Genomic DNA, 25268 nt, shown 5'->3' on the forward strand with positions numbered 1-25268 from the left:
ATCGCACCAACACCCACACCAACACCCGTACCAACGCCAACGCCCGTAGCGACTCCGATTCCTGCGATCGCACCAACACCCACACCAACACCCGTACCAACCCCAACACCTGTAACGACTCCGATTCCTGCGATCGCACCAACACCCACACCAACACCCGTACCAACCCCAACACCTGTAACGACTCCCATACCAGCACCCATAGTTTCCATCCAAACCTCTCTCCCCAATACCACCGATAGTGGTGAAGCAACAGGAATCCCTGAAAATTTACGGGGAGAAGGGTTTTGCCTCCTAACAGACGGATCTGATACTGTGATTCCAGAAGTAGCAGCTAAGACAGGAATTAGCGCTTTATCGGGTAATGACTTGCTCACAGCTACAGAAAATGACGATTTGATTAATGGTAATCAAGGAGCAGATACCCTAGCCGGAGTTGGCGGCAATGATATTTTGCTGGGCGGGAAAGGTTCTGATTTTCTAGATGGCGGTTTTGGCAAAGATTTTCTCAGTGGTAACAATGATAATGACACCTTAATTGGAGGAGATGGTAATGATGTTTTGCAGGGTGGCAAGGGAGATGATATTCTCAATGGCGGTGCTGATGATGACGTATTAATTGGGGATTTTGGTCAAGATATACTCATTGGTGGTACTGGCAAGGATGCCTTTATATTTGCGGAAAATCAGGCGATCGCATCCATCGAGCGGGCTGATGTAATTATGGATTTTTCTCAGGGTGATGCAATTGGTTTGAGTGGAGACATTGCCTATGCTGAATTATCTTTTGAGCCTGTGTTATTACAGATTGATGGTGGGATGCCAGCGGCTTCTGTGGCGATTAAGGTTAATTCGGATTATTTGGTGATCGTCTTTGACATTGATGCTAGCTATCTAACTGCTGATGTTTTCTTCACTACCTAGTAGATGATAGATAACTAAACTTGTACTCGGTGATTGAAGCCTTGTTCTCTGCTACTGTGGTTTCATACCAAATCCGTTGACATCGGGAATCATTAAACTCTCTCTTCTCTTCCTTCGCGTCCTTCGCGCCTTCGTGGTTAAATCATTCCGATACAACCAGAATTGATATAACTCCTCGGCCATAAAAAAGAAGGATTATGTATTGACTTTGGTTGATTTCTTGTGGTATATTTTAGATAATGGAAGTGGTGACAAAAATAAAAATTCCGTCAACACTCCCATTATTAGATTATACTTAATTAAATCCTCGAAGTCAAGTGTTTAACCCTAAAAAAAAAGGGCGATTTTTTTTAAATTAATCAAATAAAAATCGTCCTGTATTCAGATATATATTTTCGGACTCTGTGTCAAGAGTGTTCTAGTAAGGTTAAATCATGACCATGGAACGGTCAAGGATATTAATTACGCTGGAACTTGAATTTTTTCGGTGCCGGCAAGTTCAAAAGCTGTGTGAATTGCGCGCAAAGCTGTTACGCCTTGTTCTTCATCCACCACGCAGCTAATTTTAATCTCAGAAGTCGCAATCATTTGAATGTTGATTTGGTGCCGGGAAAGCGCTTCAAACATTTTTGCTGCTACTCCTGGATGGGCGATCATCCCGGAACCGACTACGCTAACTTTGGCAATTTGTGTATCGACGGAAACTTCGCCCCATCCCAATTCTGGGGCGGCTTTTTCGAGGACTATTTTAGCAGCTTCTGCATCGATTTGTGCTACGGTAAATGCAATGTCACGAGTCAATATGCCGTCGATATTGTGGCAGCGCTGGGACTGAATGATGGTGTCTACGCTGATGTTTTCCTCGGCTAACAATCCAAACAGTTTTGCTGCGACTCCGGGGCGATCGGGCAAATGACGAATTGCTAGACGTGCTTGGTTGGAATCTAGGGCTACAGCCCTGACGGCGGCCGGTTTTGGAGATGTGGAATTGAGGGCGAGGGGGGAGTTGGAGACATCAAAAGTTTTGCAGAGTTCGGCAACTGCCCGATCGCAATCGACAGCATCGATCGTACAACTAACTTTTACCTCGGAAGTGGAAATCATTTGAATGTTAATTCCCGCATCCGCTAAAGTCTTAAACATTTCGGCTGCAACCCTCGGACGCCCGATCATTCCCGCCCCTGCAATGCTAACTTTAGCTATGGGTCGTTCTTCTGTTTTCACTTCCGGTTCTCCCAATTCTGGGCGAGAATTCTTGCCGAGGGCGGGGATAATTGCATCTGCAACGGCGGTGGCTTGTTGTAGAGAATTTCGCGTGACGGTAAAGGCAATATCGTTAGTATTTCCTTCATGAATTGATTGGATAATTAAGTCTACATCGAGATTTTGCTTGGCGATCGCACCAAATAACCGCGCTGCTACTCCGGGGCGATCGGGCAAACGCAGCAACGACACCCCCGCCTGATCCAGGTCAAATTCCACCGCATCCACGGCTTTGGCGAGCTCCAAGCCCTCTAAAGGCCGTGGTTGGGGGGGAGGCGACACTACCCGCGTACCGGGGGCATCACTCCAACTAGACAGCACTACCAAGGGCATTCCGTAATTCTTGGCAATTTCTACCGCCCGCGGGTGCAGCACTTTTGCACCCAAACTCGCCAATTCCAGCATTTCGTCGCAGGTAATCTCATCCATCAACTGGGCGTTGGCTACTAGGCGCGGATCGGTTGTCAGAATTCCGGGTACGTCAGTATAAATTTCGCACCTGTCGGCCCGCAATGCAGCCGCGATCGCCACTGCGGAAGTGTCGGAACCGCCTCGCCCCAGGGTCGTAATTTCTAGTTCTTCGGCATCGGCGATGCCTTGGAAACCTGCAACTACAACCACCTTTCCGCTGTTGAGCTGGCTTTCGATGCGAGTTGGATCGATGCGCAAAATCCGGGCACGGGTGTGGGCGGCTTCGGTGACGATGCCGACTTGGGCTCCTGTCAGGGAGATGGCGGGTTGTCCTAGTTCCTGTAATGCCATACTCAGAAGTGCGATCGACACTTGTTCGCCAGTGGAGAGCAACATATCCATTTCCCGCTTGTTGGGCGTTGCGGAAATTTCCTTAGCCAGTTTTACCAAGCCGTCGGTGGTTTTACCCATGGCGGAAACGACGACAACTAGGGAATTGCCTAGCTGTGCGGTTTTGACAACTCGTCTGGCTACTTCCAGAATCCGTGAGACTGTTCCTACGGAACTTCCGCCATATTTTTGAACAATTAGTGCCATATACTCTACACAAAATAATGCAATACTTAAGTTAATATACGCAAATTTTAGATGATAACCGATGAAGGTTTATATCGTTTTTGAGGATGGTGTTAGCCCTTGGGGCTTTTTTCTTTGACATTGGAGGCCTACCCTCTGGTTCGGCGTTACCAGCCAGAGCCGAATGCTGAAAAATTTTAATTGAGATTGGAAGAGGAATATGAGTCAGTACAAGTTAATTATTTTTGATTTTGATGGTACTTTGGCAATTACTCATAATGCTATTATATCTTGCATTACCAAAACTTTTGAAAAATTCCTGCTAGTACCACCGACTGCCGATCTCATTCGATCCACGATCGGTATTAATTTAGCCAAGACTTTTCAAATCCTCCATCCAGCTCTAGAAGCAACAGAAATTCCCCTATGGGTTGAAACTTATCGTGACTATTATCGCACTGAAGGTGAAAAACAACTGGCTCTATTTTCGGGGACAACGCAAATATTGGAGCTATCCAAACAAGCGGAATTAACTCTGGGAGTTCTCAGTAATAAACACGTTAATTTTGTTAATTTGTTTTTGGAAAGATTGACTATTTACAGTTTTTTCGATTTGATTATAGGAGATGATGGAGAAATGGTTCAAAAACCAGATCCAACTGTATTTTATATCGTTTCCGGCTGCATCGGAATGATTTAACCTTACTAGAACGCAGAGAACACAGAGGGAGATAAGAGAGATGAATAATTCCGATGTTACCGGATTTGATATTACTCAATTGTTAAACCGCTTTTTCCTGAATTGAATAATAGTGAAGTTTTAATGGTTGGTGATACAGCGGTTGATTTGCTGTTTGCTAAAAATGCTCAGATTGATGCTTGTTGGGCGGCTTACGGCTATGGAGTTCGCGATGAATGTGTTTCCCTAGAACCCACTTTTGTCATTAACAATATTGAAGAACTTTTTTCAATCATTATATAGCTTTTTTAAGTTATTGGTTATCTGTGTTTATCTGCTTTTTTCCCACAAGTTCTTGATGACATATATGCCAAAAATACAGTGCTAAATTTATCAGAGCTAATAATTTAGTGCCATCTTCTAACATAGCATGGACTCCTTGACTTTTGGCGGCGAAGATATCTTCTAATCGGGAAAATGCAAATAACATAAATGCTGCTATTAATGGCAAGTAAGGAGTAGTTTTGATGAACTTCCAAAATCTCAACCCCCAAACTAAAATGCCAGTGGCATAACACAAATAAATTAATTTCTTGGATACCCCTAAACCAGAAAGAATTAAAGTCATCCTAAATCTGTCATCCAGGAAAAATACTCCCAATAATAAAGCGCTAAAAAATAAGAAGCTTTGGGCGGAAGGGCGATGATTTTTTTGGCGCAGCACTCCGAACGTAAATGCACAAATTGTTACGGGAATTGACCAAAATAATTCGGATATTCCTGTTAAAATGCCTTCGTAAGGCAACCAGAAATTAAACGGATCGCTAAACAGGCGTTCAACTCCATCTCCCTTGTTTGTAATTTTGGCATATATGCTGATTCCAGCCAACATGAGTATAGTCAAAGTGTTGAATCCGACCAAAAACGGGACGGTAAAAAAATGTTTTTTCAGTAAATTAAAAAAAATAAAGAAAGGTGATTTTTTTTCAAATAAAGAGCGGCGCTTCATAGAAAATATCTCCTATTAATAGAGGGATTTACGGACTCAGTGGCAGCCAAACCACGAAGGTAGTGCCGCGATCGCTGGGAGATAAATGTGACCCGACAGAGGGTACCCATTCAGGATTGAGGGGAGAGTATACTTCTATTTCTCCTTGCATTTGGTGGACTAAATCGCGGGCGATCGCTAAACCTAATCCGGTTCCGGGAATTTCTGTCTGGGCTTTTTCTCCCCGGTAGTGTCGCTCAAATAAATGCTCTAAATCCTGGGGGGGAATTCCTGAACCTGTGTCGCTGACAGCAACTGCTAGGGCTGGCAATTGATGTTGTTTGGTTCCATGAGCTTCTTGTGCTTTATTGTCTACTTTAATGTAAATTTTGTTACCAGGATTGCTATATTTCAAGGCATTGTCAATGAGATTGCTCAAAACTTCCTGCAAAGCTCGATCGTTCGCTGAGACTGCGGGCAAATTTCCTGGAATCTCTGCTACTAATTTGAGGTTTCTTTCGGAGGCGATCGCCTCGGCTGAAATTAACAGCGGTTTTAATACTTCTGCAACTGAACAGGATTGATCTTGATTGCTCACAGGTGACAGAGACAGAGGAGACTGACGATTTAATTCAGCCTGGGACATCTCTATTTCTGAACTACCAGAGGGTAGTCTCAAATTAGCTTCGCCGATGTCAACCGTTCGATCGAACTGTAAGAGCAATTCTTGCAAGCGATCGCTCTCTCGGATAATACTCACAGCTACGTTGCGGTTTTTGTCTTCCGGGACGAGCCGCTTTACTAGCAGCTTACCAAAAGTCCGCAAGGCTGTCAGCGGACTTTTGAACTGGTGCAGTAAATTCTGCATCGTGTCATAAACCTGACTTTGGATTTGTCGCTGCTGGCGTAGTTCTTGCTGCATCCACTGCGATCGCTGGTCTAAAATGCAGGCGAGGGCCAGGGTGCGAGCAATTTGTTGTATTTGAGCGTCCTCTCGATCGTTCCAGGGCCTGTCTTGTCTGCCGCTGACCAGAAGTCCCATTACTACTCCTTCGTGAATCAGAGGTGTCACAATTTGGCGCCGAGACAGCCAAATATTTTCTGGGCCTTGGCACTGATGGGAATTGCTATTAAAACCTGGAATAGACTCTGGCTGGATCGCCCCCATTTCTGAGTTTTCTCGACTCTGAGTTTGGTCTGCCAGCAGTCGCGGGATCGCCTTTAATGCTGAGGTTGTGGGAGATTGCTGCCTCACGCTCTGATTTTGAACCCAGGACTCTGAGGTTTCCGGGTAAACGGCGATCGGTATCAATTTTGCTTGGCTACCTTCGATCAGTTCTTCAGTCAGGTATATGGCGCTGAATGTCGCTCCCAAACTGACGGCGATCGCCACCTGCGATCGACAAAGCTTGACAAATTCGGAACTGGCTGGCTTTAACATGAGCGCCGCATTAAGATATTTAACGGAATTATTAAGTAAATTACAACTTCTAATTTATCGATTACAGACTGCTGTGTTCTCCCTGCCCTCAATGTTTTTGGGGTAAATTTTCTTTAAATGACCAGTCTGTATAGCTTTCAGACTTCCTAATTTTTTTGAGCGAGGGATAGTTGGAGGGTTCACCTACCACGATGGCAATACTGTGGTCAAGCCGTAGAAATGTTAAGATTATGTCGAATTATTAAATCAACTTGATATTTTGAGCTAGAACGGATATACTCGGCTCGGATTTGGTAGCTATAATTACAACCTGTCTGCTCACAGAGGAGGTAAAGAAATTGGCCAGGAGACGCAAGCGCAAAAGTCGCCGCCGACAAGAAGGACGCAGGATTTTAGAGTGTGTGCCTCAATATAGCATCGAGAGCGGCGAAGATAAACCCGTAACAGCGGCTCGCAAGTTCATCCATGCTGAAGGCATTGCCCCCCCAGCTTTGCTGTTGGTCAAACGCAATGAGCATACCACCGATCGATACTTCTGGGCTGAAAAAGGTTTATTTGGAGCTCAATACGTAGAAGAGAACCATTTCTTGTTTCCCAGCTTAAAAGTGATGTTGGAGTCGTCTACCACAGAAAAAATTCCTGTGGTGTCAGCCAGTCGCGCATAGCTCAAAAGCCAGAAGCCAAAACCCAGAACCCAAAAGCCAGAACCGAAAACCCCCAAACTAAAAACTAAAAATGCTGAGTTTATAACGGTAAACTCAAAAAGTTTAGTTCAAAACATTGAGGGCAAAGTTAGTGCAACTTTTTAACAAAAGCTCAAAATAGATCATTGTCTAGAGGGTGTCAACTGCAAATTTAAGCGAAAATTCCTTAGAAACTTAGGCCCAAGGAGCCATCGCAATAGAAGCGATCGTCACAAGGGCGATCGCCACAGTCGGCACTCTCAAGATAATGGCTTTTGTGGGAGCTACTGTTTCGATAGTGTGTTTGAGCATTAGTTGGATGGAACTAATCACGAACAAACTAAATTCAAGCATCCATAGTTTAGTCTGCTCGAAGTGTCAGCTATAGAGACATTCAAAATTGAGGTCTCTGACAATGCTAGACGGACAGCATCTAGATTATCAGAAAAGGTGACGTTTAAATTGTCAATCGATCGGTGTCAGAGCCAAAGCTTTTTGCATGACGGCGAGTTCGTCGCGATGACCTCTGACAGTAATTAAGCTCTTGGTTTGGCTTCCCGACTCCGCGACGGATTCCAGTTTGAGGGAGACTTGTTCAGGGCGTCCAGCTTTTTTCCAGTAAAATATTCCTGCCAGTGGCGATAGTAACACCAAAGCGAGAAAAATTTGACCTTGCTGAGGAACTAGCATCGCCAAAACCAGTCCCAGGCACAAAGCGCCCCCTGCACTCAGGAGGGTTAAAAAAATAGCTAAAAACCAACTAGGCCGGACAAACCCTTCAAAAGTGACTTGGTAGTTAGGAGCATCGACGGCTGCAACTCGGTAAGCTCTCTGGGCAAAATACTCTTGTAGCTGGGTTAACAGTGACTCTTGGTTACTCTCGGAAGAGAGTTTAACTTGTTCGGTTCGGTCTTTGACAGAAGCCTTGATGAAAAAAAACAAGCCCACAGCTAACAGCAGCGTCAGCACAAAGGTGGATGGCAAAACAGGATTATTCATCAGCTAAAAGTTTGTGTAAGGGGAATTAAGTAGGAAGAAGCAAAAATGCCCTTCGATAGGTTCTTCGGTGATGCGATTGAGCAAAGCGAAGGCCCACGGGGCAAATCGCTTTGCAAGTAGTGCCGACATCTGAAGAGTTGAGGCATCGGATTAAAATTGCACTAACCGCTATGGCCGGTTTCTAAGTCTTGGTGCTGATGTCTAGACACCCCTTTTCCCTGAGCAATGTATCCATGCCAAAGATGAGCGAGGTCTTGAGCTTGATGTCGCCACTCTGGGAGAATTTGATACATCCGGCGAGGGCGGCCGCGTCCTTCTACTTTTTTCCAGTAACCGGTGATGACGGCTTCATCTTCCAGGAATTTAAGTGCGCTGTAGAGTACGGTGTCAGAAAGTCGGTAGATGGGGAATTCCCTCTCTAGTTGTCCGATTAGTTCGGTTCCGTAGGAATCTCCGCGTAATAAGACGGAGAGAATGTAGCACACTGCTAGTTCCTTGTTTAGATAAACAGGAGGGGGGTCTTGAAAAAATTGATAGATATGTTCAAACTTCATCTGTCTTTACCGCTGGAGACTCTCTTGATACCGTCAGGTTAACGTGAGAGGAAAGCGGGGCGGGTTGTGCCGCTTCCTATGAACTGAGCAAGGGGGATAATCGTTACTGAATCTAGATGTCCTCTTCCAATCTATCGCAGTGACTCTTGGCAAGTGTGCGATCGACAACGAATTTGGAGTTAGTTCGAGAGTTGATGTTTTAACTCAAAACTCGAAATTCCTAATTTCCATTTCTAATTTGTAGAGTTTGCATGACTGGTTGGGTTTCTATGGTTTCTATGGTTTCTATGGCTATTCACTCTTGAGCTTGCCTTTAAACCGGACTCAAACCTAACATAGCGCGCAGTGTAAAAGTTAAAAAGACGAAAGTTGCTACGATTAAACTAACCAGGGCGATGGCCGTAGCTGGTCGATCGAGTAGAGGTTTGAGTCGGTCGAACAGGAAAAAAAAGATTCCCAGACAGACAGTAATCAAAAAACGGGGATAACGGGAGACGTTATTAATGAAATCTTGCATGAGCTTGGTGGGGTAAAGTATGCCAGTGTCATTTTTCACTGGTAACACTTGTGAACGAGTGAGACAATTTTGGCACAGCCGGAGCTAAATGGGTCGATCGGGCGATCGGGACTGCATTCGGCTCGATCGGGCATTTGGGCGATCGTCCTAACAAATATAATTCTAGCGACAAATTTTCAATTGTCGCCACTCGATTGTCCAGTGAGTGCGGGCACATCAACTGCGATCGCAAATTCAGATTGCATTCAGTTCTAGTTGTGATAAATATGATAAGGCTGCTATTTCTACATAAATGTCTGCTGTCGCACCTTCTCAAATATTGCCACGTCCATTTCTGAAATGGGCTGGAGGTAAAAGTAAGTTGATTGAACAATATCAACCTTATTTCCCTCAAAATTTCACAACTTACTACGAACCTTTTTTGGGGGGTGGTGCTGTTTTTTTTCACTTAAAGCAGCAGCAACCTGGTTTGGATGCTATTTTGACAGATATTAATCCAGAATTGATTAACGCCTATTGCTGCGTCAGGGATCGGGTGGAGGAGTTAATTGAACTGTTAGAGGAGCATCAGTTACAACACAGCCGGCACAATCAAGGCTACTATTATTGGGTGCGATCGCAATCCTATAAAACAGATACAGAAAAAGCAGCGCGACTGATTTATCTAAATAAAACTTGTTACAACGGACTCTACAGAGAAAATTCCAAAGGTGAATTTAATGTTCCCATAGGCAGATACAAAAAACCTAACATTTGTCAAGCAGATTTATTGCGAGCCGTATCATCTGCCCTTGCTTCCGTTCAAATTGAAGTTAGGCAATTTGATCGAGTCAAGGATTTTGTCAAAAGCAGTGAAGACTTTGTTTATTTCGACCCACCTTATCATCCTATCAGTGCCACGAGTAACTTCACAGCCTACAACCGGCATAACTTCAAAGAAGCCGAACAACTGCAACTGAGAGACGTTTTTGCAGAACTCGCCGAACGGGGTGTGAAAGTGATGCTGTCTAACTCTCATTGTGATTTCATCAAGAAAATTTACACAGACTCTCAAGCTTTTAAAACTGCTAGGATGCCACAATTAATTGAAATTTCAGCAGCTAGGGGAATCAATTCTAATAGTTGTAAGCGTGGCAAAGTCAAGGAATTATTAATCCGTTCATTTTAAAGACGTAAGCCAATATCCAAAAAACAGAAGAGCCAGATACCAGACAAAACATAAGACTAATCTCCAAGCATTATGGAATAATAATTGGTTCTCAAACAATCAATTTTTAGGTTAGTTATCTTACAGATGTTTATTGGCCCAAGTGATAAACCCTTCGAGCTTGTAAACTCCCAATAGATTTGGATTATCAGCAATTTGTTTTTTGAACCACTCGATCGATCCTTGCCTCATGCCATCACCACCAACTATCACAATAGTTGGCACATGATAGCAATTTTTAATATTTAAATTAAGGTAAGGATACTTTTCGTCAACAGAACCTTTATCTTCTTGCCACTTACACTCAACGATTAAACCCTGAGAAATTGCCCCAGAACCAACAATATAAAAATCGACATTTATTTCAGTTTCATAAATGCTAGACCCGATATATACCTGTTTGGCATACCGCTTAGGAATTTCCGTAGAAACTAACAGCCAATCCCGCTTGCGCTTTTTCGGTAAATGAGGGCAAATTTCGAGATAGCCGTGAGCTTGTAAAGTGCCTGCAACAGTTGTTTCTAAAACAAAACCAGTTTGATTAGCCCGACAACCCCTATTCATCTTGTTTGCTCCTGAATATGCTGTGAATTAAGCCGATCGCACTTCAATCACGCCCCGATCGAAAACCCGCTTATCAGTACCGATCGCACTCACAAACATCCGGTCTTCATAAACATCAAAGGTAGCAAAACTCAACCGACTAGCAGCATACTCCGTCCATTCAGAACGCCCCACCGGACGAGTACCAGCACCAGCACCACAAATTAAATAAGTAGTACCATTAATCGATCGAGTCCGTTCATAACTATGCTCATGTCCGTTAATATAAAGCTGCACGCCGTACTTTTGAAACATGGGTGTCAAAGTCTTAATAAAAGGTTGATTTAATCCGTAAATACCAGAGGAATAAACCTGGTGGTGTCCGAAAACAACTTTCCAAGGTGCAGTGCTCTGGCTCAACTCTTTTTCCAGCCAAACTAACTGATTTTTCCAGTCCGCATTATCATTAGTATCTAGGGCAAAAAACTGGACTGATTCGCGCCGAAAAGTGTAGTAGCGACCAGCCATATTAAAGCCTGGGTATTTAACTTGCAAGTCGCCGTTAGCTGTACGGATATCGTGATTTCCCAGACAAGCATAAAACTTGACACCCTGCTGTAATAAGGGCTGATAGGGTCGTTCAAAAACAGCATTAATTTTTTCAAATTCGCCGTTATTATAGATATTGTCACCGGCGAGGATAGCCAAATTAAAAGAGTTTTGCCCGTGATATTGCGCCATCGCCTCAGCCACAGCATATTGTCCCTCGGCACCAGTACCCGTGTCTGCGATCGAAATAAAGCGTAAAATAGGTGGTGTAGTGGGTAAAGGAGCGATCGCCCTTTCTCCCTCAACAGCAGAAAGTACAGCGGCATTGGCATCTGTGCCCCAAGAAGTCTGAAGCTGAAACATTTTCCAGATTCCAGCCAAACCTAAGCTGCTGAGACTGCCTAAAATCAGAAAGTAACGACGTTTGATGCTCATATTGATTCAGTGACAACTAAATAAAATGATAAATTAAGATTGAGATCTAGCAACAACCAAGACAGTTAGGACGTTCTTAGTCGCTGCAACTCTTGCTGTGATTGCATCTTCCTTCTTCCTTCCCCCAAGGGCGGTAGGGGGGTGAATTATTCCTTCTTCCTTGTGCTATAACTCAACTAAAATTAATCCGATTTAAGTATATTTGCAAGGCCCAAAGGCAGAAAAAATGTCAGAAGAACAACCAAAGCAGCCAACTCCAGAATCCTTTGAACCTCCAACAGCGGAGATTGACTCAGCCTCAAACTCTGCAACTCCTGAAAGTGTGGCAGCAGAAATTAACACGATTCCCACACCAAAAGTTGCTGTAAAATCTGATAGTAAGTCTGTAGCAACCAGCACTCAAGGTGGTTTTTTAGAGAAAGTCGGTTTACTTTGGCAAAGTATTGTGAAGCTAGTGCGATCGCTATTACCCGCATCCCTCACCCAGAAGTTATCCGATCCAATTTTGAATGCAGCAATAGCAGCAATTCTGATCGTCACAGTCGGTTTAAGTCTGAATATTTTTTCGGCAAAACCAGCGGATAAAATAGCCAAGGCTCCTGTCCCGAAAGTGATAGAATCGCCCGCAAATTTTTCCGATTTTGTGGAATCGGAAACACCACAGCAGCCACAACCTATCGACAACTTGCCAGAAGCGATAGCATCAGAAAAAGCCAAATCTGAATTCAAAAGCAACTTACCGGATTTAGTGGCACCGACAGCACCGAAAGCGGTAGAAATTGTCCCGCCACCACCACTGACACCGGAACAGTCTCTGATTGCTGGGATTCAAAATAAAGTTGATGAAATTACCGCTCGACTTGGTGGCGGTTTAGTTAAGTCCTTTGAAGTTAATTTTTCCAGCAGTCGGTTGACAGTAAAAGTAGCTGAAGATTGGTATGGGCTGAGCGAAGCGGAACAAAATCAGATAGTAAATCAAATGTTTAAAGAAGCTAATTTACTAGATTTTAGTAATTTAGAAGTTCTGAATAAGGAAGGAAAACTAATAGCTAGAAGTCCTGTTGTTGGTTCAGAAATGATTATTCTGGATAGAATTGGAAGTTAGTTATTGGTTGTTGCTTATTGGTTGTTGGTTATTTGTTGTTGGTTATTGGCGGTTCCCTGCCCTGCGACGCTTCGCTCAGGAACCGCAAAATCGAAGGCTTGTTGGTTCTTAGTTGTTGGTTATTGGAACTAACAAATAACCAATAACAAATAACCAATAACCAATAACAACTTATTCATGACTATTAAGGCTTCTTAATAGTCGGTTTAAAACCTTGCTTTTGGAAATAAGTTCGGAATACCTCATGAGCAATTGGTGCCGCCGACACAGCACCATATCCGCCGCCTTCAACTATAACCGCGATCGCAATTTCCGGTTTGTCAGCAGGAGCATAACCCACATACATAGAATTGTCAGGATGACCGGGCATTTCCACCGTCCCTGTTTTGCCAGCACTCAAAGGAATAGTACCATCATTCATGGCTTTACCAGTACCTTTTTTTACCACATCAATCAATCCCTGGCGAATCACATTCAAAGTAGCCGGCTTAATACCTGTTTGAACTTTTTTAGTAATTGGAGTATTGGTTTGAGAAGCCAGCAAATGTGGCTGCACTCGCCAACCACCATTGGCAATAGTTGATACCATCACAGCCAATTCTAAGGGAGTGCAAAGTACCAAACCTTGACCGATCGCCATTGTTACCGTATCGCCAACATACCAATCTTCCGCATACATTTTCCTTTTCTCTGATGGTATCGGAACTTGACCGTGATTGGCGGCATCTAACCCCAAAAGTTCTAAATTAATAGTACCACCAATTCCCATTTTTTTAGCCCATTTAGCCATTTGTTCCGGCCCCGCAGCCATGCCTACTTGATAGAAAAATGTATTGCTGCTGTAGGCTAAAGCATCGCGGAAACCGATCGCACCGTAACCAGCACCGTGTTCGTTAAACGAAATTCCGCCGATGGTAATTGAAGAAGAACTAACCAAAGTCGAGTCAGGAGAAAATTTGCCCGACTCCATCCCGGCTACAGAAGTGACAATTTTAAAAGTGCTACCGACTGGATAACCTTGAACTGCTCGATTTAAAAATGGTTTGTCAGGTCCTTGCAGTCGGTCCCATTCTTTTTGACTTACCTTACGGGTAAAAATATTGGGGTCAAATGTCGGCCAACTACCCATGGTTAACAAGGCTCCGGTTTTAACATCGATCGCCACCACAGCACCGAGACGATTTCCCAAAGCTTTTTCCGCAGTTTTCTGCATATCTAAATCTAAAGTTAGCTGTACAGGCTTGCCGGGAATCGGAGCTTTTACACCTAAATCTTGGATTTCTTCACCCTTAGCATTTACCTCAATCAAACGGCTTCCCCACACACCCTCTAAAGTGGGATTAACTAATTTTTCCACTCCCATTTTACCGACGATCATGCCCATCGGATATCCAGGATTAGCTTTTAATTCATCTAAAGTAGCTTCGCCGACGTATCCCAAAAGATGCGATGCTAATTCCTTATTGGGATAGTCGCGGCTGGATTCTGTACGAATCTCTACCCCTCGCAAAGTATTGGCTTGTTCTCCCAAAGCGACGAAGGTTGCAACATCGATATTCTTACTAATTGGGACTGGTAGGGCAGATTTATAGCCTGCTTTTTCGATTTTTTTGAGGATTTCATCCACAGGGATGTTGACTATGGGGCTGAGTGTAGTGGCTGCTTCTTGCCACTGCTGGGGCGATCGCTCTTTTGGCCACAAATATACCGATCGAGATACGCGATTGGCCGAAAAAATTTGCCCGCTACGATCTAAAATCTGACCGCGCACTGCCGCTACAGAAACTGGCCTAATCCGGTTGTTTTCGGCCCGTTGTCGGTTATATGCTCCCTGAACCAGTTGCAGTTCAGCTAGCCGAAACAGGGGCAATGTGACTAAGGTAGTGACCAAGAGCATAAAAACCATGACTTGGAGCGATCGACTGCGACGCTGTGCAGGATGATCCAAGGCATTTTTGTCTAATTTGACTTGAGATTTAAAAGAAAAGTCACTAGCCATATAACTGAATCTACTCTTTTTTTTCAACTAACAGGTTGCAGCGGTTCCCATCCGGGAAAATTTGCCGATCGCCTAGTAGTTTTTTTTCTCAGAGTAAATCAAACCCAGATTCTGCCGATGGGTAGAGGAATTAGGGGGATTGTTTGATTAAGCTAAGTTTAAAGCTCTTGAATATTCAAATATCAAATTTTTTGACAATACAACTGTGAAGGAGGTATGGGCTATGGAACCGATTGATTTGTTGATTGCTTGGCTGGTGACGGGTAGTAGCTTGCTGCTAATTTCTCAATTGCCGATCGGCGTTGAAATTGACAGCACACCGAAAGCAGTATTTGCTGCGGCGGTGTTGGGGATTTTGAATGTTTTAATTTTGCCCATTTTAAAAGCCGTTTTTTTAGTGCCGAACCTGCTGACCCTGGGCTTACTTTCGGGTCTATTTGCGTTTGTAATGAACGTGATTATTTTTGCCACTGCTGCTAAATTGGTTGAGGGATTTAGCTTGCGGAAGGGGATGTTGAGTGCGGTATTAGGAGCCCTCGCCTTGGCTGTAGTGAGCAGCTTCATTAATGGCGTACTAATTTAGCCGCATTCCCCGATGCACCATCGACTTAGGTAGGGGCAATGGCGGGTGGAATTTCCTCCGCTACTTGATGAGCCCCTACCAAATAATCTAGGTAATTCACCCCAATTAATAAATAATCAATAATAACTAACAAATACCCAATTTATAGGCGGCAACTTTATTGTCAATTCCCGTAATATCTGTACCGACAACCACAGCTTTAGCCCCTAAATCTAAGGCTTTTTTTGCCATTTCTGGGCTGGAAATACCACCTTCGCAGATAACTGGAACGTTGATTTTTTTGATAATTTCAGCTAGTAATTCAAAGCCTGGTGGGCGCAGATTTTTGGTTTCAAAAGTGTAACCAAAAAGAGTAGTTGCTACTGTATCAGCACCTGCTTGGGCCGCCGCGATCGCGGCTTCTATGGTATCTACATCTGCCATGACTAATTTGCCCAATTCACTGTGAATGCGAGCAATGAATGTCTTTAAATCTTCTTCTGGTAGGGGACGGTTTCTGAGAGTAGCGTCAATAGCAATGATATCAGATCCAGCATCGGCGATCGCCCGCGCGTCTTCAAATCGAGGAGTAATGTAAATCTCGCATCCCGGTAATTGCTGTTTCCAAATCCCGATGATGGGGGCGGATATTTGTTGTCGCACGGCTGCAATGTGGCTGGGAGTATCAATGCGCACCCCGGAGGCCCCTTGATTGATAGCCGATCGAGCCATGGCAGCAATCACGATGGGATCGTACAGGGGTGAGTCAGTAGGTGCTTGACAAGAAACAATTAATCCTGTAGGGATTTGACAATTAATCATTAGTGATGTACCGAGTTAGGATAGTATTTGCGATCGGGTTTAACCCGATCGCAATACTATGATACATTTATCCTCTGACAATAAATCCACCCTGCTTTTTAAGGGGGGCTGGGGGGATCTAAGACAAAAGAAAACACGCCCTAACCCCCCTTAAATGGATCGCATATCTCCCTTAAACTAACCGGAAACTCAACGCTGGTATTCAAGCCTCCTAAAAAAACTTATGAAATTTATCGGCATAGACTTAGGTTGGAGTTCTGGAGCAAGTGGTTTATGCTGCTTAAATTGGGAAAACAATCGATTGGAATTAATCGAGTGCGATCGCCAACAATCCCTCAATGACATTCTCACCTGGGTCGAAACCCAAATCTCCCCAACAGAACCAGCAATCATCGCCGTAGATGCCCCCACAATCATCGCCAATGCCACTGGAATGCGAGAAGCAGATAAACTCACCCACAAACACTTCGGGCGCTACCACGCAGGCTGTTATCCAGCCAACCTTTCCCGCCCCTTCGCCCAAAAAACTGTAGAATTAGGCCTCAGTTTAGAAGCCAGAGAATTTGCTCACGCCCCAACTATTGAAGCTCAAAAGTTAGGTAGATATCAAATAGAAGTTTATCCTCATCCAGCCACAATAAACTTATTTAAATTAGACAGAATCATTAAATATAAAAAAGGAAAACTGGCAGAACGTCAACTAGAATTGATGAAACTCTGCCAGTATATTAGAGATATTTTACCAAACCTTGAACCCTCTCTAAATCTGCCTTCTAGCACAGGCAAGATGCCTGGGAGTCTTGGCGGTTTAATTCCCTTAGAAATTCCCACCAGTATTGCCACCCTCAAAGCTTTAGAAGACCAGCTAGATGCCTTGCTGTGCGCTTACATAGGCGCTCACTGGTGGTACTGGGGAATAGAGCGGAATTTGGTCTTGGGCGATCGCACAACTGGCTACATTGTCATTCCCCAACTTCCGTAAGGTCGAGAATTGGTAATTGGTAATTGGTAATTGGTAATTGGTAATTGGTAATAGGTAATAGGTAATTGGTAATTGGTAATAGGTAATAGGTAATTGGTAATTAGTAATGCCCTATACCCTTCCCCCCCAGGGGGGGGTCAGGGGGGGGTTCCCATGCCCCATACTTCGACCCTGAGCGTAGTCGAAGGGCAGTACAAGTTACCCATTACCCATTACCCATTCCCCATTCCCCATTACCCATTACCTAGTACCCACCTAACTGAGAAAGGGTATACCTTTTAATGTGCCCAGAGAATCACACCAGGTTCATAGGGGCTGCTGAGATTTTCGTGCTTCGGCAAAACCCGGAGGGACAAACCTTGCAAGCCGCTAGAAGTATAGGTAATGTCCGCCGTATAAAGACTAGCATTGTGACCATCTTGTCCCAAATACTCCATCACCATCGGCACACCACCAACAATTTCTCCGTTAACATCGATCGAACCTTGATACAGTTCCACTTGCACGTCAGCCGGCGTCAACCCCATCAGATTGATCCGAGCTTTAACATCGATCGACTGATTGACCTTAACTTCCTGATCTTGGGAAATATCAACAGCCTCAATCTTAATGTCGTGCCACTTTTGCAGCAAATTATGCTTCCAGTGAGACAAATCCTTAGCCGGAGCGCAATTATCCTTAGTCATCGTGTAGAATCGATCGCTCACCGGGAAATAAGCCCGCCGCGCGTACTCCTTCACCATCCGAGTCGTATTGAACAAAGGACAATTCAAGCGAATAGAATCCTTCATTTTTTCCGTCCAACCGCGCGGAATTCCATCAGAATCCCGGTGGTAAAACAGCGGTACAACTTCCTTCTCCATCAACTCGTACAAAGCATTAGCTTCGACATCATCCTGATACTTAGTATCTTCATAAAACTCCCCATGTCCGATCGGCCAACCGGTCCGAACATAATCAGCCTCATCCCACCAGCCATCAAGAATACTCAGATTCGGCAAACCATTCATCGAAGCCTTCATCCCGGAAGTACCAGAAGCCTCACGGGGGCGGCGCGGCGTATTCAGCCAGACATCGCAGCCCGACACCATCATCCGAGCGACATTAATGTCATAATTCGGCAAAAACACCATCGAACTCATCGTGTCGTGTTCGCGGATGAAGTGAACAATATCCCGAATCAATTCCTTACCCGGAATATCCATCGGGTGAGCCTTCCCAGCAATCACAAATTGCACCGGGCGGTTTTGATCTCGCATAATCCGCATAATGCGATCGACATCACGCAAGAATAGCGTAGCTCGTTTGTAAGTAGCAAAACGACGAGCAAACCCGATGGTCAACACCTTCGGATTCAGAGCCTCCCGTGCGTGTTCGATCTCGCCTGGAGCAGCGCCCCGTTCCCGCAAAGTCTTTTGTAGCCACTCCCGCGCGAACACCACCAACTCCGATCGACAGCGTTCGTGATTCCGCCACAATTCCTCATCAGGAATCGAAGCCATCTTATCCCACAGGCGATCGTCCTTACGAGTCATTTCCCAATCCGGGCCAAGGTAGCGATCGTACAACTCCTGAGTAGACTTAGCCACACAACTGCGAGCGTGAACCCCGTTGGTAATCGAAGTAATCGGCACTTCTTCCTGTGGCAAACCCGGCCACAGCCCCCCAAACATCGGGCGCGACACCACACCGTGCAAAGCCGCCACCCCATTCACAAAACTCGACATTTTAATTGCCAGAATTGCCATATTCAGAGGTGCGGATGAATCGCCAGTATTCTCCCGGCCCAATCCCAGAAACTCCTCTTGCGACAAGCCAAACATCTTGGGATATTGACCGAGATAGTGCATTACCATACTCGGCTCGAACAAGTCAAACCCAGCAGGAACAGGCGTGTGAGTCGTAAACATACTACTAGATATCACCACCTGTTCGGCTTCTGTGAAACTGAGGTGATGTTCCTCCATAAGTATGCGTATCCGTTCCAAAGCCATGAAAGCCGCGTGCCCTTCATTCATGTGGTAAGCCGTGACAGTCAGCCCCAAAGCCTTGAGCATTTTCACACCACCAATGCCCAGCATGATTTCTTGGTGCATCCGCAGGGTTTTATCACCGCCGTAAAGTTGGTCGGTAATATCTTGATCGTAGCGACTGTTCGGTTCAATATTCGTATCCATCAGGTACAGAGGCACCGTACCCACTTGCACCCGCCAAATCCGCGCGTAAACCTTGCGGCCGGGATAGTCTACCTCAATCCGCAATTCTGAACCGTCGGGATTCCGTTCCAGATGGAGCGGCATATTGTAAAAATCGTTAAGCGGATAACGTTCTTGTTGCCAACCGTCGGCATTGAGATACTGGGAGAAATAGCCTTCTTGGTAAAGCAAGCCCACGCCGACGAGGGGCAATCCCAAATCGCTCGCAGATTTCAGGTGGTCTCCAGCCAGGACGCCCAAACCGCCGGAATAAATCGGCAGGGCTTTGACCAAGCCAAATTCCATCGAAAAGTAAGCGTAGCATTCTTCCAGGTCTGTGCCCCGCTGTTTGCGGTACCAGGCGCGATTTTTGAGATAATCCTCTAACTGCTGGGCGGCTCGGTTCATTTGGGCAATGAAGCCCTTGTCTTCGGCCATTTCTTGCAGTCGCTCTTGAGAAATGGTTCCTAGCATCAGCACTGGGTTTTGGTTGCTGGAGTCCCATAGGTCTCTATCGAGGCGGCGGAATAAGTCTTTGGTTTCTACGTTCCAGTCCCAGTGCAAGTTGTAGGCAAGCTTGCGTAGGGGTTCGAGAATTGTGGGTAGGGAAGGGGAAACGTTAAATGTGCGAATCGGCTGCATAGACAAATTTTCTATTGTCGGGTAGCGATATTTTCCTCTTTCTTTGGGAACAAGTGCGTTATTCTGCACACTATTTTAATTTTTAACTCGCTGACATCAACAGGCAAGCCGACTGGTTGAACCAAGAATCCCCGCGCGTTCACGCGCCCGGAGTGTCAATCTGGCGGTTGAGGTAGGAACACCAATCAGCTAAACTTGTATCCGATCGCCAAATTAACTACAAGGCAGTCAGGAACTCCCTGAGTCAACGCCACGCTCGCTTGTAAGAAATTGCAAGCTTAACAAGCCTTTATAACCAGGTCGAAGCGAACACATTCGACTACGCTCAGTGCACCGCATTACCCCGAAAGGGAGATTGAGGCAACCATACCTCACAGGAGAGGCAACCATACCTCTCCAACCCCGAAAGGGGATTGACGGGGACTTTAGTCCCCCTTATAGTTTCCCTCTCAGGTCTAAAGACTCTGAGTTGCCCACTTACCGAGCTTTTTTATGACTACTTCTGCACAGAAAAACCAGACCGAGATTTCCAATACAGTCTCATCAAATCCACAAATGTTATCTTTCCTGAAAATTATTGAGTATTTATCCCTAGCTGCTTTTGCTGGTGTATGCATCCTTACCAGAGTTTTTCCAGACAATCAACTTGTCGTTATCTGGGGAGCTGTTTTTCTCTCTAGCTTTATTTTTATGTTTCTGACCAATAGACAATTGGCTCAGAACTCTAGGAATCTTACTAATCAGTTAGAACTCGGAAGAAAAGCTGAATTATATAGTTATCTGTTGAACCCGAATAATTCTTCAGAACACAATCTGACAACTCCCGTGAGAGTAAAGGCTTTACGATATTGCCAGGAATTGATTGACGACTATAAAAAGACTAGAGAGACTTCGAGAAATATTTATTATACTTTCCAATTGGCAACCGTTATTTTATCGGGAGTCACACCAATTTTAGTATTGGTAGACAAATTGGAACCAGGTCAAACTTTGCTCAAGTGGCTGCCCGTAATTTGTCCCGCTGTCGCCTCAATAGTCGCCAGTATAGTTACCTCCTTTCCTTTTCAGGAGAATTGGATTTCTGCTAACACGACTGTGGAATTGTTAGAAGCGGAACAGGAGAAATTTATATTGGGAGTGACTCCGGCTTATTGTTGCTCTGATGTAGCCGACGCAGCCGAATCTCAACAAATGGCAAAAATGGCAATAGAAAACTTTATCAATCAGGTGAATGAAATTCATCTCAAGCAAATCCAAAAACCAGATGAGACACGATCAAAGGAGCAGAATACAGAGCCCGATCAATCTACTGAGTCAAAGCAGGGGCAGAGTTAACGAAGCTGACAATAAGCTGTTACGCAGATCGATCGTATAATAGACGTCTCCAAAAAAGGCTGTCAAAGGGAGGCTGGATGCCTAACCCCTACTCCCCACAGGAAATATGGTCGATGTCTAATAGAAAGACAAGACAAGTAATTGCTGCACAATCGGTTCTACCAAAGATGCAGAGGCTCTCACTTAGCCCGAACGCCCTCACCCCTCCTTCTCAAGCAATTTTTGCCTTTTTCAACAGAGAATCGATCAAAATTTTAGTAGCATCATTGGCTGATAGCGGAGGGCTAAAGTAGTAACCTTGAATTTCTTGACAATGGAGCGATCGCAAACATTCCAACTGCTGTTTAGTTTCCACCCCTTCTGCCACCACATTCAAATTCAAGTCTCGCCCCAGAGTGGCTACAGCATTGGCGATCGCCCTTTCCGACAGGTCATTGGTCAGCCCGCTGACAAAAGATTTGTCTATTTTCAATATATTAAGTGGAAATTTTTTGAGATAAGTTAAAGAACAATAACCCGTTCCGAAATCATCCAGCGCAATCTGCACTCCCATATTCTGCAACTGCGTCAGCACTTTTTTCGTATAGTCCATATCTTGCATGGCGGTACTTTCGGTAATTTCCAACTCTAAATACTTCGGTTCTAGACCAGTTTTTTCCAAGCAATCCGACACCATTTTTAATAAATTGAATTGCTGGAATTGCCTCGCCGAAAAGTTAACTGCTATCCGTAAGTCTGGCTGTAAAGCATCCTGCCAAGCTTTGTTTTGTTTGCAAGCAGTTTCCAGAACCCATTCCCCAATCGATACAATTAGTCCATTCTCTTCTGCCAACGGAATAAACGTATTGGGATAAATCAAACCTAATTCTGGATGATACCAGCGCAGCAACGCTTCCATGCCCTGTATCTTCCAAGTAGTAATATTCACTCTTGGCTGATAGTAAAGCTCAAATTCTCCTTGTTCAGGAGCATCATGCAGCTTACTTTCTAAAATCAGCAACTGACTGCCTTGAGGATTAATTGTTGAGTTATAAAACTGATAGTTATTTCTTCCCCTTTCTTTCGCCCGGTACAAAGCAGCATCTGCATTTTTCACTAAAGTTTCCGCATCCTCTCCATCATCGGGATAGAGAGCAATCCCGATGCTGCTAGTGATGTGCAGTGACTGTTCTTCCAGTTTAAATACAGGCTTTAAACTCTCTTGTATTCTTTGAGCAGTTCTGACGGCATCTTCCGGCGAATTGATGTCTGGTAGTAGCACTGTAAATTCGTCCCCACCCCAGCGGGCCACCGTATCCGTTCCTCGCAAAGTGTCGTTGATGCGGGCGGCAAAAATTTCCAACAGTCGATCGCCCGCTGCGTGACCTAGGGTATCATTAATCTTCTTGAACCTGTCTAAGTCTAAAAACATCACAGCTAATATTTTTTTGCTATTTTTAAGCTGTTTTAATGACGTAGAAAGTCGCTGGTTAAAAAGTATACGGTTAGGCAAGCCAGTAAGTTGATCGTAAACAGCTTGATAGCGAATAATTTCTTCAGCTTGTTTGCGCTCAGTGATATCCATCATAGTGCCGATTGCCCGCACCGCTTTGCCACTTTCATTACGGATAATATAGCCCCGGTCTAGCACAAAAACATATCTGCCATCCGCACAGCGAAAGCTATATTCTTCTAACCAATATTGAGCCTCCCCTGCTAGGGTATTATTGAAATTATTTATCACTTTTTCCCGTTCTTCGGGATGAATCTTATCTGACCAAAATCCCAAATTGATAGTCTGATTATTATAAATTTTATAACCAAATAATTTATCAAATTCTTCGCTCCACCATAATTCTTCATTCACCAAATCTAAGTCCCAAACAGCATCATTTGTCGCTCGCGTCAGCAGGTTAAACCGTTCTTCACTTTTACGCAATGCTTCTTCAGCGCGCAGCCGTTCCGTGACATCCCGAAAACTAAAGACTCTGCCACTAATTTTTCCTCCCGTGCGCTGTGGTAGAGAGTAGCGCTCAAATATTCTACCATCTTTTAATTCGATGATATCGTAACTTTCTAACTCCGGTAGCTCGGACAATTCTTGAGAGCGTTTGAGAAAAGTTTCTGGATACTTTAATTGATTAATTCCAAACCCTAAAATTTGATTATTAGAGCGGGAATCGAGCAGGAAATCCGGCACTTGCCACATTTGGGCAAACTTGCTATTAAAGGTGAGAATTTTTCCTTGGCTGTCAACGGCAAGAATGCCATCAGCAGTGGATTCAATGGTGGCTTGCAGTAAGGAAAGAGACCTTTCTAGTTCTAAATCTGATAATTTGCGATCGCTAATATCAAAAGCAGTGACTAATATAGAACCTTTTCGCTCAAACTTAATCAGATCTAATGTTGCTTCTATCCAACGTTCCTCTCCGCTTTTTGAAATAAGTAAAATTTCATGTTTTAAATTACCTTTTTTGCGATGTTCGCTAACTTTTCCCCACTTTTTAACTACGGAACGAAACTCAGGATGAATTAAATCATACAAATCCATTGATAACAATTCTTCGCGACTATATCCCGTAATAGCTTCCGTTTGAGAATTGACATAGCGCAATTGTCTGCCTTGATAGATAAATGCAGCAGCATTCACAGTTTCTACCAGTTGTCGAAACTTTTTTTCACTGCGACGCAAATCTCTTTCTACCCGCTTGTTTTCCGTAATATCTTGGGCTACATATAATTTGCCACTTACCTCGCCTTTTCCATCGCGAATAGTGGAAATAGATAGGAGTACAATTATCTTTCTGCCATGTTTCGACACATAAACTTTCTCGACGTTGCGGACAGAATCTCCCGCTGTTAAATTTTCAGTGTCTCGCCCAGCCAGCGGTAATTCTGTTTTCTTAAAAATGGTGGCTATGGGTTTCCCGATTAACTCTTTTTTCGAGTATCCTAAGAGTTGGCAGGTAGCATAATTTAACGATAAAATATTCCCGGTGGGCGTAGTGGCAACGATTGATACACTAATATCTTCAAAAATATCCAGAGCGTATTCGGCAGTTTGTTGCAAATCTTGAGTCATTTTCGCAATAGTATGCCCTATATTCGGCTCGTTGTTTCTCGCTTCTGAATTGAGATTTTTGGCTGAGTTACTATTAATATTTTTCCCATCTAAATTAAATTTTACGATCGCCTTTAATAACATACTCGCCATATTAGTTCTCATCAATAAAGAAACTAATACTGACATAAAAGCCAGATAATAAGCTATCTGATTTAAACTATAATTATCTGTTGGATTTTTATTGGTATCCGTATCTATAAAAAAATCTGTAGAGGAATTCCTCACCTTAATGCCATCGGATTTGTTAACTAAATCGACTTTGCCAGCAGGAGTAGCTCCCCAATCCCCTGGCGAATCGTCATAATTCTGAGGCAATACCTGACTGCTGTTTACAGAAAAATTACCGTATTGGTTGGCGGCGTTTCCTGGCAATAATTTCAAATTAATAGAGCCGATTAGACAGAAAATAGCACCAGTTAAATATCCTAAAAGTAATTGACCAGTAATTTTCATTTGCTCCCGTTCCTGATTTTAAATAAATCATTATCACCTTATCAAAAGGTGGAAAAATTGACTAGATTTTTAAGTATACAAATCAAAATATCACAGCTTAATTTAACTTTATTTTTGCCAGTAAAATTATATAGCATTCGTAAAGTTTTTTACCCCACCCCAACCCTCCCCTTATTAAGGGGAGGGAGTAAGAAATTCACAAATGATTTAGGATTGCTATAGCATTCGTAAAGTTTTTTACCCCACCCCAACCCTCCCCTTGTTAAGGGGAGGGAGTAAGAAATTCACAAATGATTTAGGA

The 25268-nt window shown here is 44.1% G+C and carries 23 protein-coding genes; 10 read left to right on the forward strand and 13 right to left on the reverse strand.

Annotation, left to right across the window (positions count from 1 at the left end; all coding sequences use genetic code 11):
* Positions 1–924 (forward strand): calcium-binding protein (locus ACBR23_RS24515; RefSeq protein ID WP_371125695.1); only part of this gene is annotated, 924 nt, incomplete at its 5' end.
* Positions 925–1386: 462 nt separating this feature from the next.
* Here ACBR23_RS24515 and ACBR23_RS24520 read toward each other — a convergent pair.
* Positions 1387–3195: an aspartate kinase gene (locus tag ACBR23_RS24520; RefSeq protein WP_371120633.1), complete on the reverse strand. Its 1809-nt coding sequence runs from the start codon at positions 3193–3195 to the stop codon at positions 1387–1389.
* Between the two features lie 199 nt (positions 3196–3394).
* Here ACBR23_RS24520 and ACBR23_RS24525 point away from each other — a divergent pair, with 199 nt between their 5' ends.
* Both ACBR23_RS24525 and ACBR23_RS24530 read left to right on the forward strand, forming a co-directional pair.
* Complete coding sequence (locus ACBR23_RS24525; protein WP_371115875.1) at positions 3395–3874, forward strand: HAD family hydrolase; 480 nt, start codon at positions 3395–3397, stop codon at positions 3872–3874.
* Positions 3875–3976: 102 nt separating this feature from the next.
* A complete protein-coding gene (locus tag ACBR23_RS24530) occupies positions 3977–4156 on the forward strand; it encodes an HAD family hydrolase (RefSeq protein ID WP_371115876.1) in 180 nt (59 codons plus the stop codon).
* A 10-nt stretch (positions 4157–4166) separates the two neighbouring features.
* On the opposite strand, the gene ACBR23_RS24535 is transcribed toward ACBR23_RS24530, so the two are convergent.
* Together ACBR23_RS24535 and ACBR23_RS24540 are read right to left on the reverse strand one after the other, a co-directional pair.
* Positions 4167–4862 (reverse strand): hypothetical protein, encoded by a 696-nt coding sequence (locus ACBR23_RS24535; RefSeq protein ID WP_371120632.1) that lies wholly within the window; start codon positions 4860–4862, stop codon positions 4167–4169.
* A gap of 28 nt (positions 4863–4890) precedes the next feature.
* On the reverse strand, positions 4891–6282 hold the full coding sequence (locus ACBR23_RS24540; protein ID WP_371120631.1) for an ATP-binding protein: 1392 nt from the start codon (positions 6280–6282) through the stop codon (positions 4891–4893).
* A gap of 338 nt (positions 6283–6620) precedes the next feature.
* Here ACBR23_RS24540 and ACBR23_RS24545 point away from each other — a divergent pair, with 338 nt between their 5' ends.
* Positions 6621–6947: a DUF3155 domain-containing protein gene (locus tag ACBR23_RS24545; protein WP_340523987.1), complete on the forward strand. Its 327-nt coding sequence runs from the start codon at positions 6621–6623 to the stop codon at positions 6945–6947.
* A 213-nt stretch (positions 6948–7160) separates the two neighbouring features.
* Here ACBR23_RS24545 and ACBR23_RS24550 read toward each other — a convergent pair whose 3' ends face one another.
* The 4 genes from ACBR23_RS24550 to ACBR23_RS24565 all read right to left on the reverse strand — a co-directional run bounded on the left by ACBR23_RS24550 (position 7161) and on the right by ACBR23_RS24565 (position 9035).
* The gene (locus tag ACBR23_RS24550; protein WP_371115879.1) at positions 7161–7319 is read right to left on the reverse strand and encodes a hypothetical protein; all 159 of its coding nucleotides are present in this window, start codon (positions 7317–7319) and stop codon (positions 7161–7163) included.
* Positions 7320–7430: 111 nt separating this feature from the next.
* A complete protein-coding gene (locus ACBR23_RS24555) occupies positions 7431–7964 on the reverse strand; it encodes a cofactor assembly of complex C subunit B (protein ID WP_341736185.1) in 534 nt (177 codons plus the stop codon).
* A 161-nt stretch (positions 7965–8125) separates the two neighbouring features.
* Entirely contained in the window at positions 8126–8518 is a 393-nt protein-coding gene (locus ACBR23_RS24560) for a PadR family transcriptional regulator (protein WP_341733238.1), read from the reverse strand.
* 313 nt (positions 8519–8831) lie between these two features.
* On the reverse strand, positions 8832–9035 hold the full coding sequence (locus ACBR23_RS24565; RefSeq protein ID WP_371115888.1) for a DUF751 family protein: 204 nt from the start codon (positions 9033–9035) through the stop codon (positions 8832–8834).
* 69 nt (positions 9036–9104) lie between these two features.
* On the opposite strand from ACBR23_RS24565, the gene ACBR23_RS24570 reads away from it, so the two are divergent.
* Entirely contained in the window at positions 9105–9290 is a 186-nt protein-coding gene (locus ACBR23_RS24570; RefSeq protein ID WP_371120630.1) for a hypothetical protein, read from the forward strand.
* Positions 9291–9327: 37 nt separating this feature from the next.
* Positions 9328–10203 (forward strand): DNA adenine methylase, encoded by an 876-nt coding sequence (locus ACBR23_RS24575; RefSeq protein WP_371115881.1) that lies wholly within the window; start codon positions 9328–9330, stop codon positions 10201–10203.
* A gap of 120 nt (positions 10204–10323) precedes the next feature.
* On the opposite strand, the gene ACBR23_RS24580 is transcribed toward ACBR23_RS24575, so the two are convergent.
* Complete coding sequence (locus tag ACBR23_RS24580) at positions 10324–10806, reverse strand: PD-(D/E)XK nuclease superfamily protein (RefSeq protein WP_341736182.1); 483 nt, start codon at positions 10804–10806, stop codon at positions 10324–10326.
* A 27-nt stretch (positions 10807–10833) separates the two neighbouring features.
* A complete protein-coding gene (locus ACBR23_RS24585; protein ID WP_340523977.1) occupies positions 10834–11769 on the reverse strand; it encodes a metallophosphoesterase in 936 nt (311 codons plus the stop codon).
* A 226-nt stretch (positions 11770–11995) separates the two neighbouring features.
* Between ACBR23_RS24585 and ACBR23_RS24590 the strand changes: the two genes are divergently transcribed.
* Complete coding sequence (locus ACBR23_RS24590) at positions 11996–12874, forward strand: hypothetical protein (RefSeq protein ID WP_371120629.1); 879 nt, start codon at positions 11996–11998, stop codon at positions 12872–12874.
* 184 nt (positions 12875–13058) lie between these two features.
* On the opposite strand, the gene mrdA is transcribed toward ACBR23_RS24590, so the two are convergent.
* Positions 13059–14873: a penicillin-binding protein 2 gene (gene mrdA, locus ACBR23_RS24595; protein ID WP_371120628.1), complete on the reverse strand. Its 1815-nt coding sequence runs from the start codon at positions 14871–14873 to the stop codon at positions 13059–13061.
* Between the two features lie 223 nt (positions 14874–15096).
* On the opposite strand from mrdA, the gene ACBR23_RS24600 reads away from it, so the two are divergent.
* Complete coding sequence (locus ACBR23_RS24600; protein WP_371120627.1) at positions 15097–15456, forward strand: phage holin family protein; 360 nt, start codon at positions 15097–15099, stop codon at positions 15454–15456.
* Positions 15457–15582: 126 nt separating this feature from the next.
* Here the strand turns inward: ACBR23_RS24600 and ACBR23_RS24605 are convergent, their stop codons facing one another.
* The gene (locus tag ACBR23_RS24605; RefSeq protein WP_371120626.1) at positions 15583–16257 is read right to left on the reverse strand and encodes an N-acetylmannosamine-6-phosphate 2-epimerase; all 675 of its coding nucleotides are present in this window, start codon (positions 16255–16257) and stop codon (positions 15583–15585) included.
* A 223-nt stretch (positions 16258–16480) separates the two neighbouring features.
* Here ACBR23_RS24605 and ACBR23_RS24610 point away from each other — a divergent pair, with 223 nt between their 5' ends.
* Positions 16481–17239, forward strand: a complete 759-nt coding sequence (locus tag ACBR23_RS24610) for a DUF429 domain-containing protein (protein ID WP_371120625.1) — start codon at positions 16481–16483, stop codon at positions 17237–17239.
* Between the two features lie 278 nt (positions 17240–17517).
* On the opposite strand, the gene glgP is transcribed toward ACBR23_RS24610, so the two are convergent.
* Positions 17518–20076, reverse strand: a complete 2559-nt coding sequence (gene glgP / locus ACBR23_RS24615; RefSeq protein ID WP_371120635.1) for an alpha-glucan family phosphorylase — start codon at positions 20074–20076, stop codon at positions 17518–17520.
* Between the two features lie 492 nt (positions 20077–20568).
* On the opposite strand from glgP, the gene ACBR23_RS24620 reads away from it, so the two are divergent.
* On the forward strand, positions 20569–21411 hold the full coding sequence (locus ACBR23_RS24620) for a DUF4231 domain-containing protein (RefSeq protein ID WP_371115119.1): 843 nt from the start codon (positions 20569–20571) through the stop codon (positions 21409–21411).
* Positions 21412–21622: 211 nt separating this feature from the next.
* Here the strand turns inward: ACBR23_RS24620 and ACBR23_RS24625 are convergent, their stop codons facing one another.
* Complete coding sequence (locus tag ACBR23_RS24625; RefSeq protein ID WP_371115120.1) at positions 21623–24967, reverse strand: EAL domain-containing protein; 3345 nt, start codon at positions 24965–24967, stop codon at positions 21623–21625.
* Positions 24968–25268: the final 301 nt, after the last annotated feature.

Source organism: Microcoleus sp. (assembly GCF_041354475.1).
Classification (GTDB): Bacteria; Cyanobacteriota; Cyanobacteriia; order Cyanobacteriales; family Microcoleaceae; genus Microcoleus.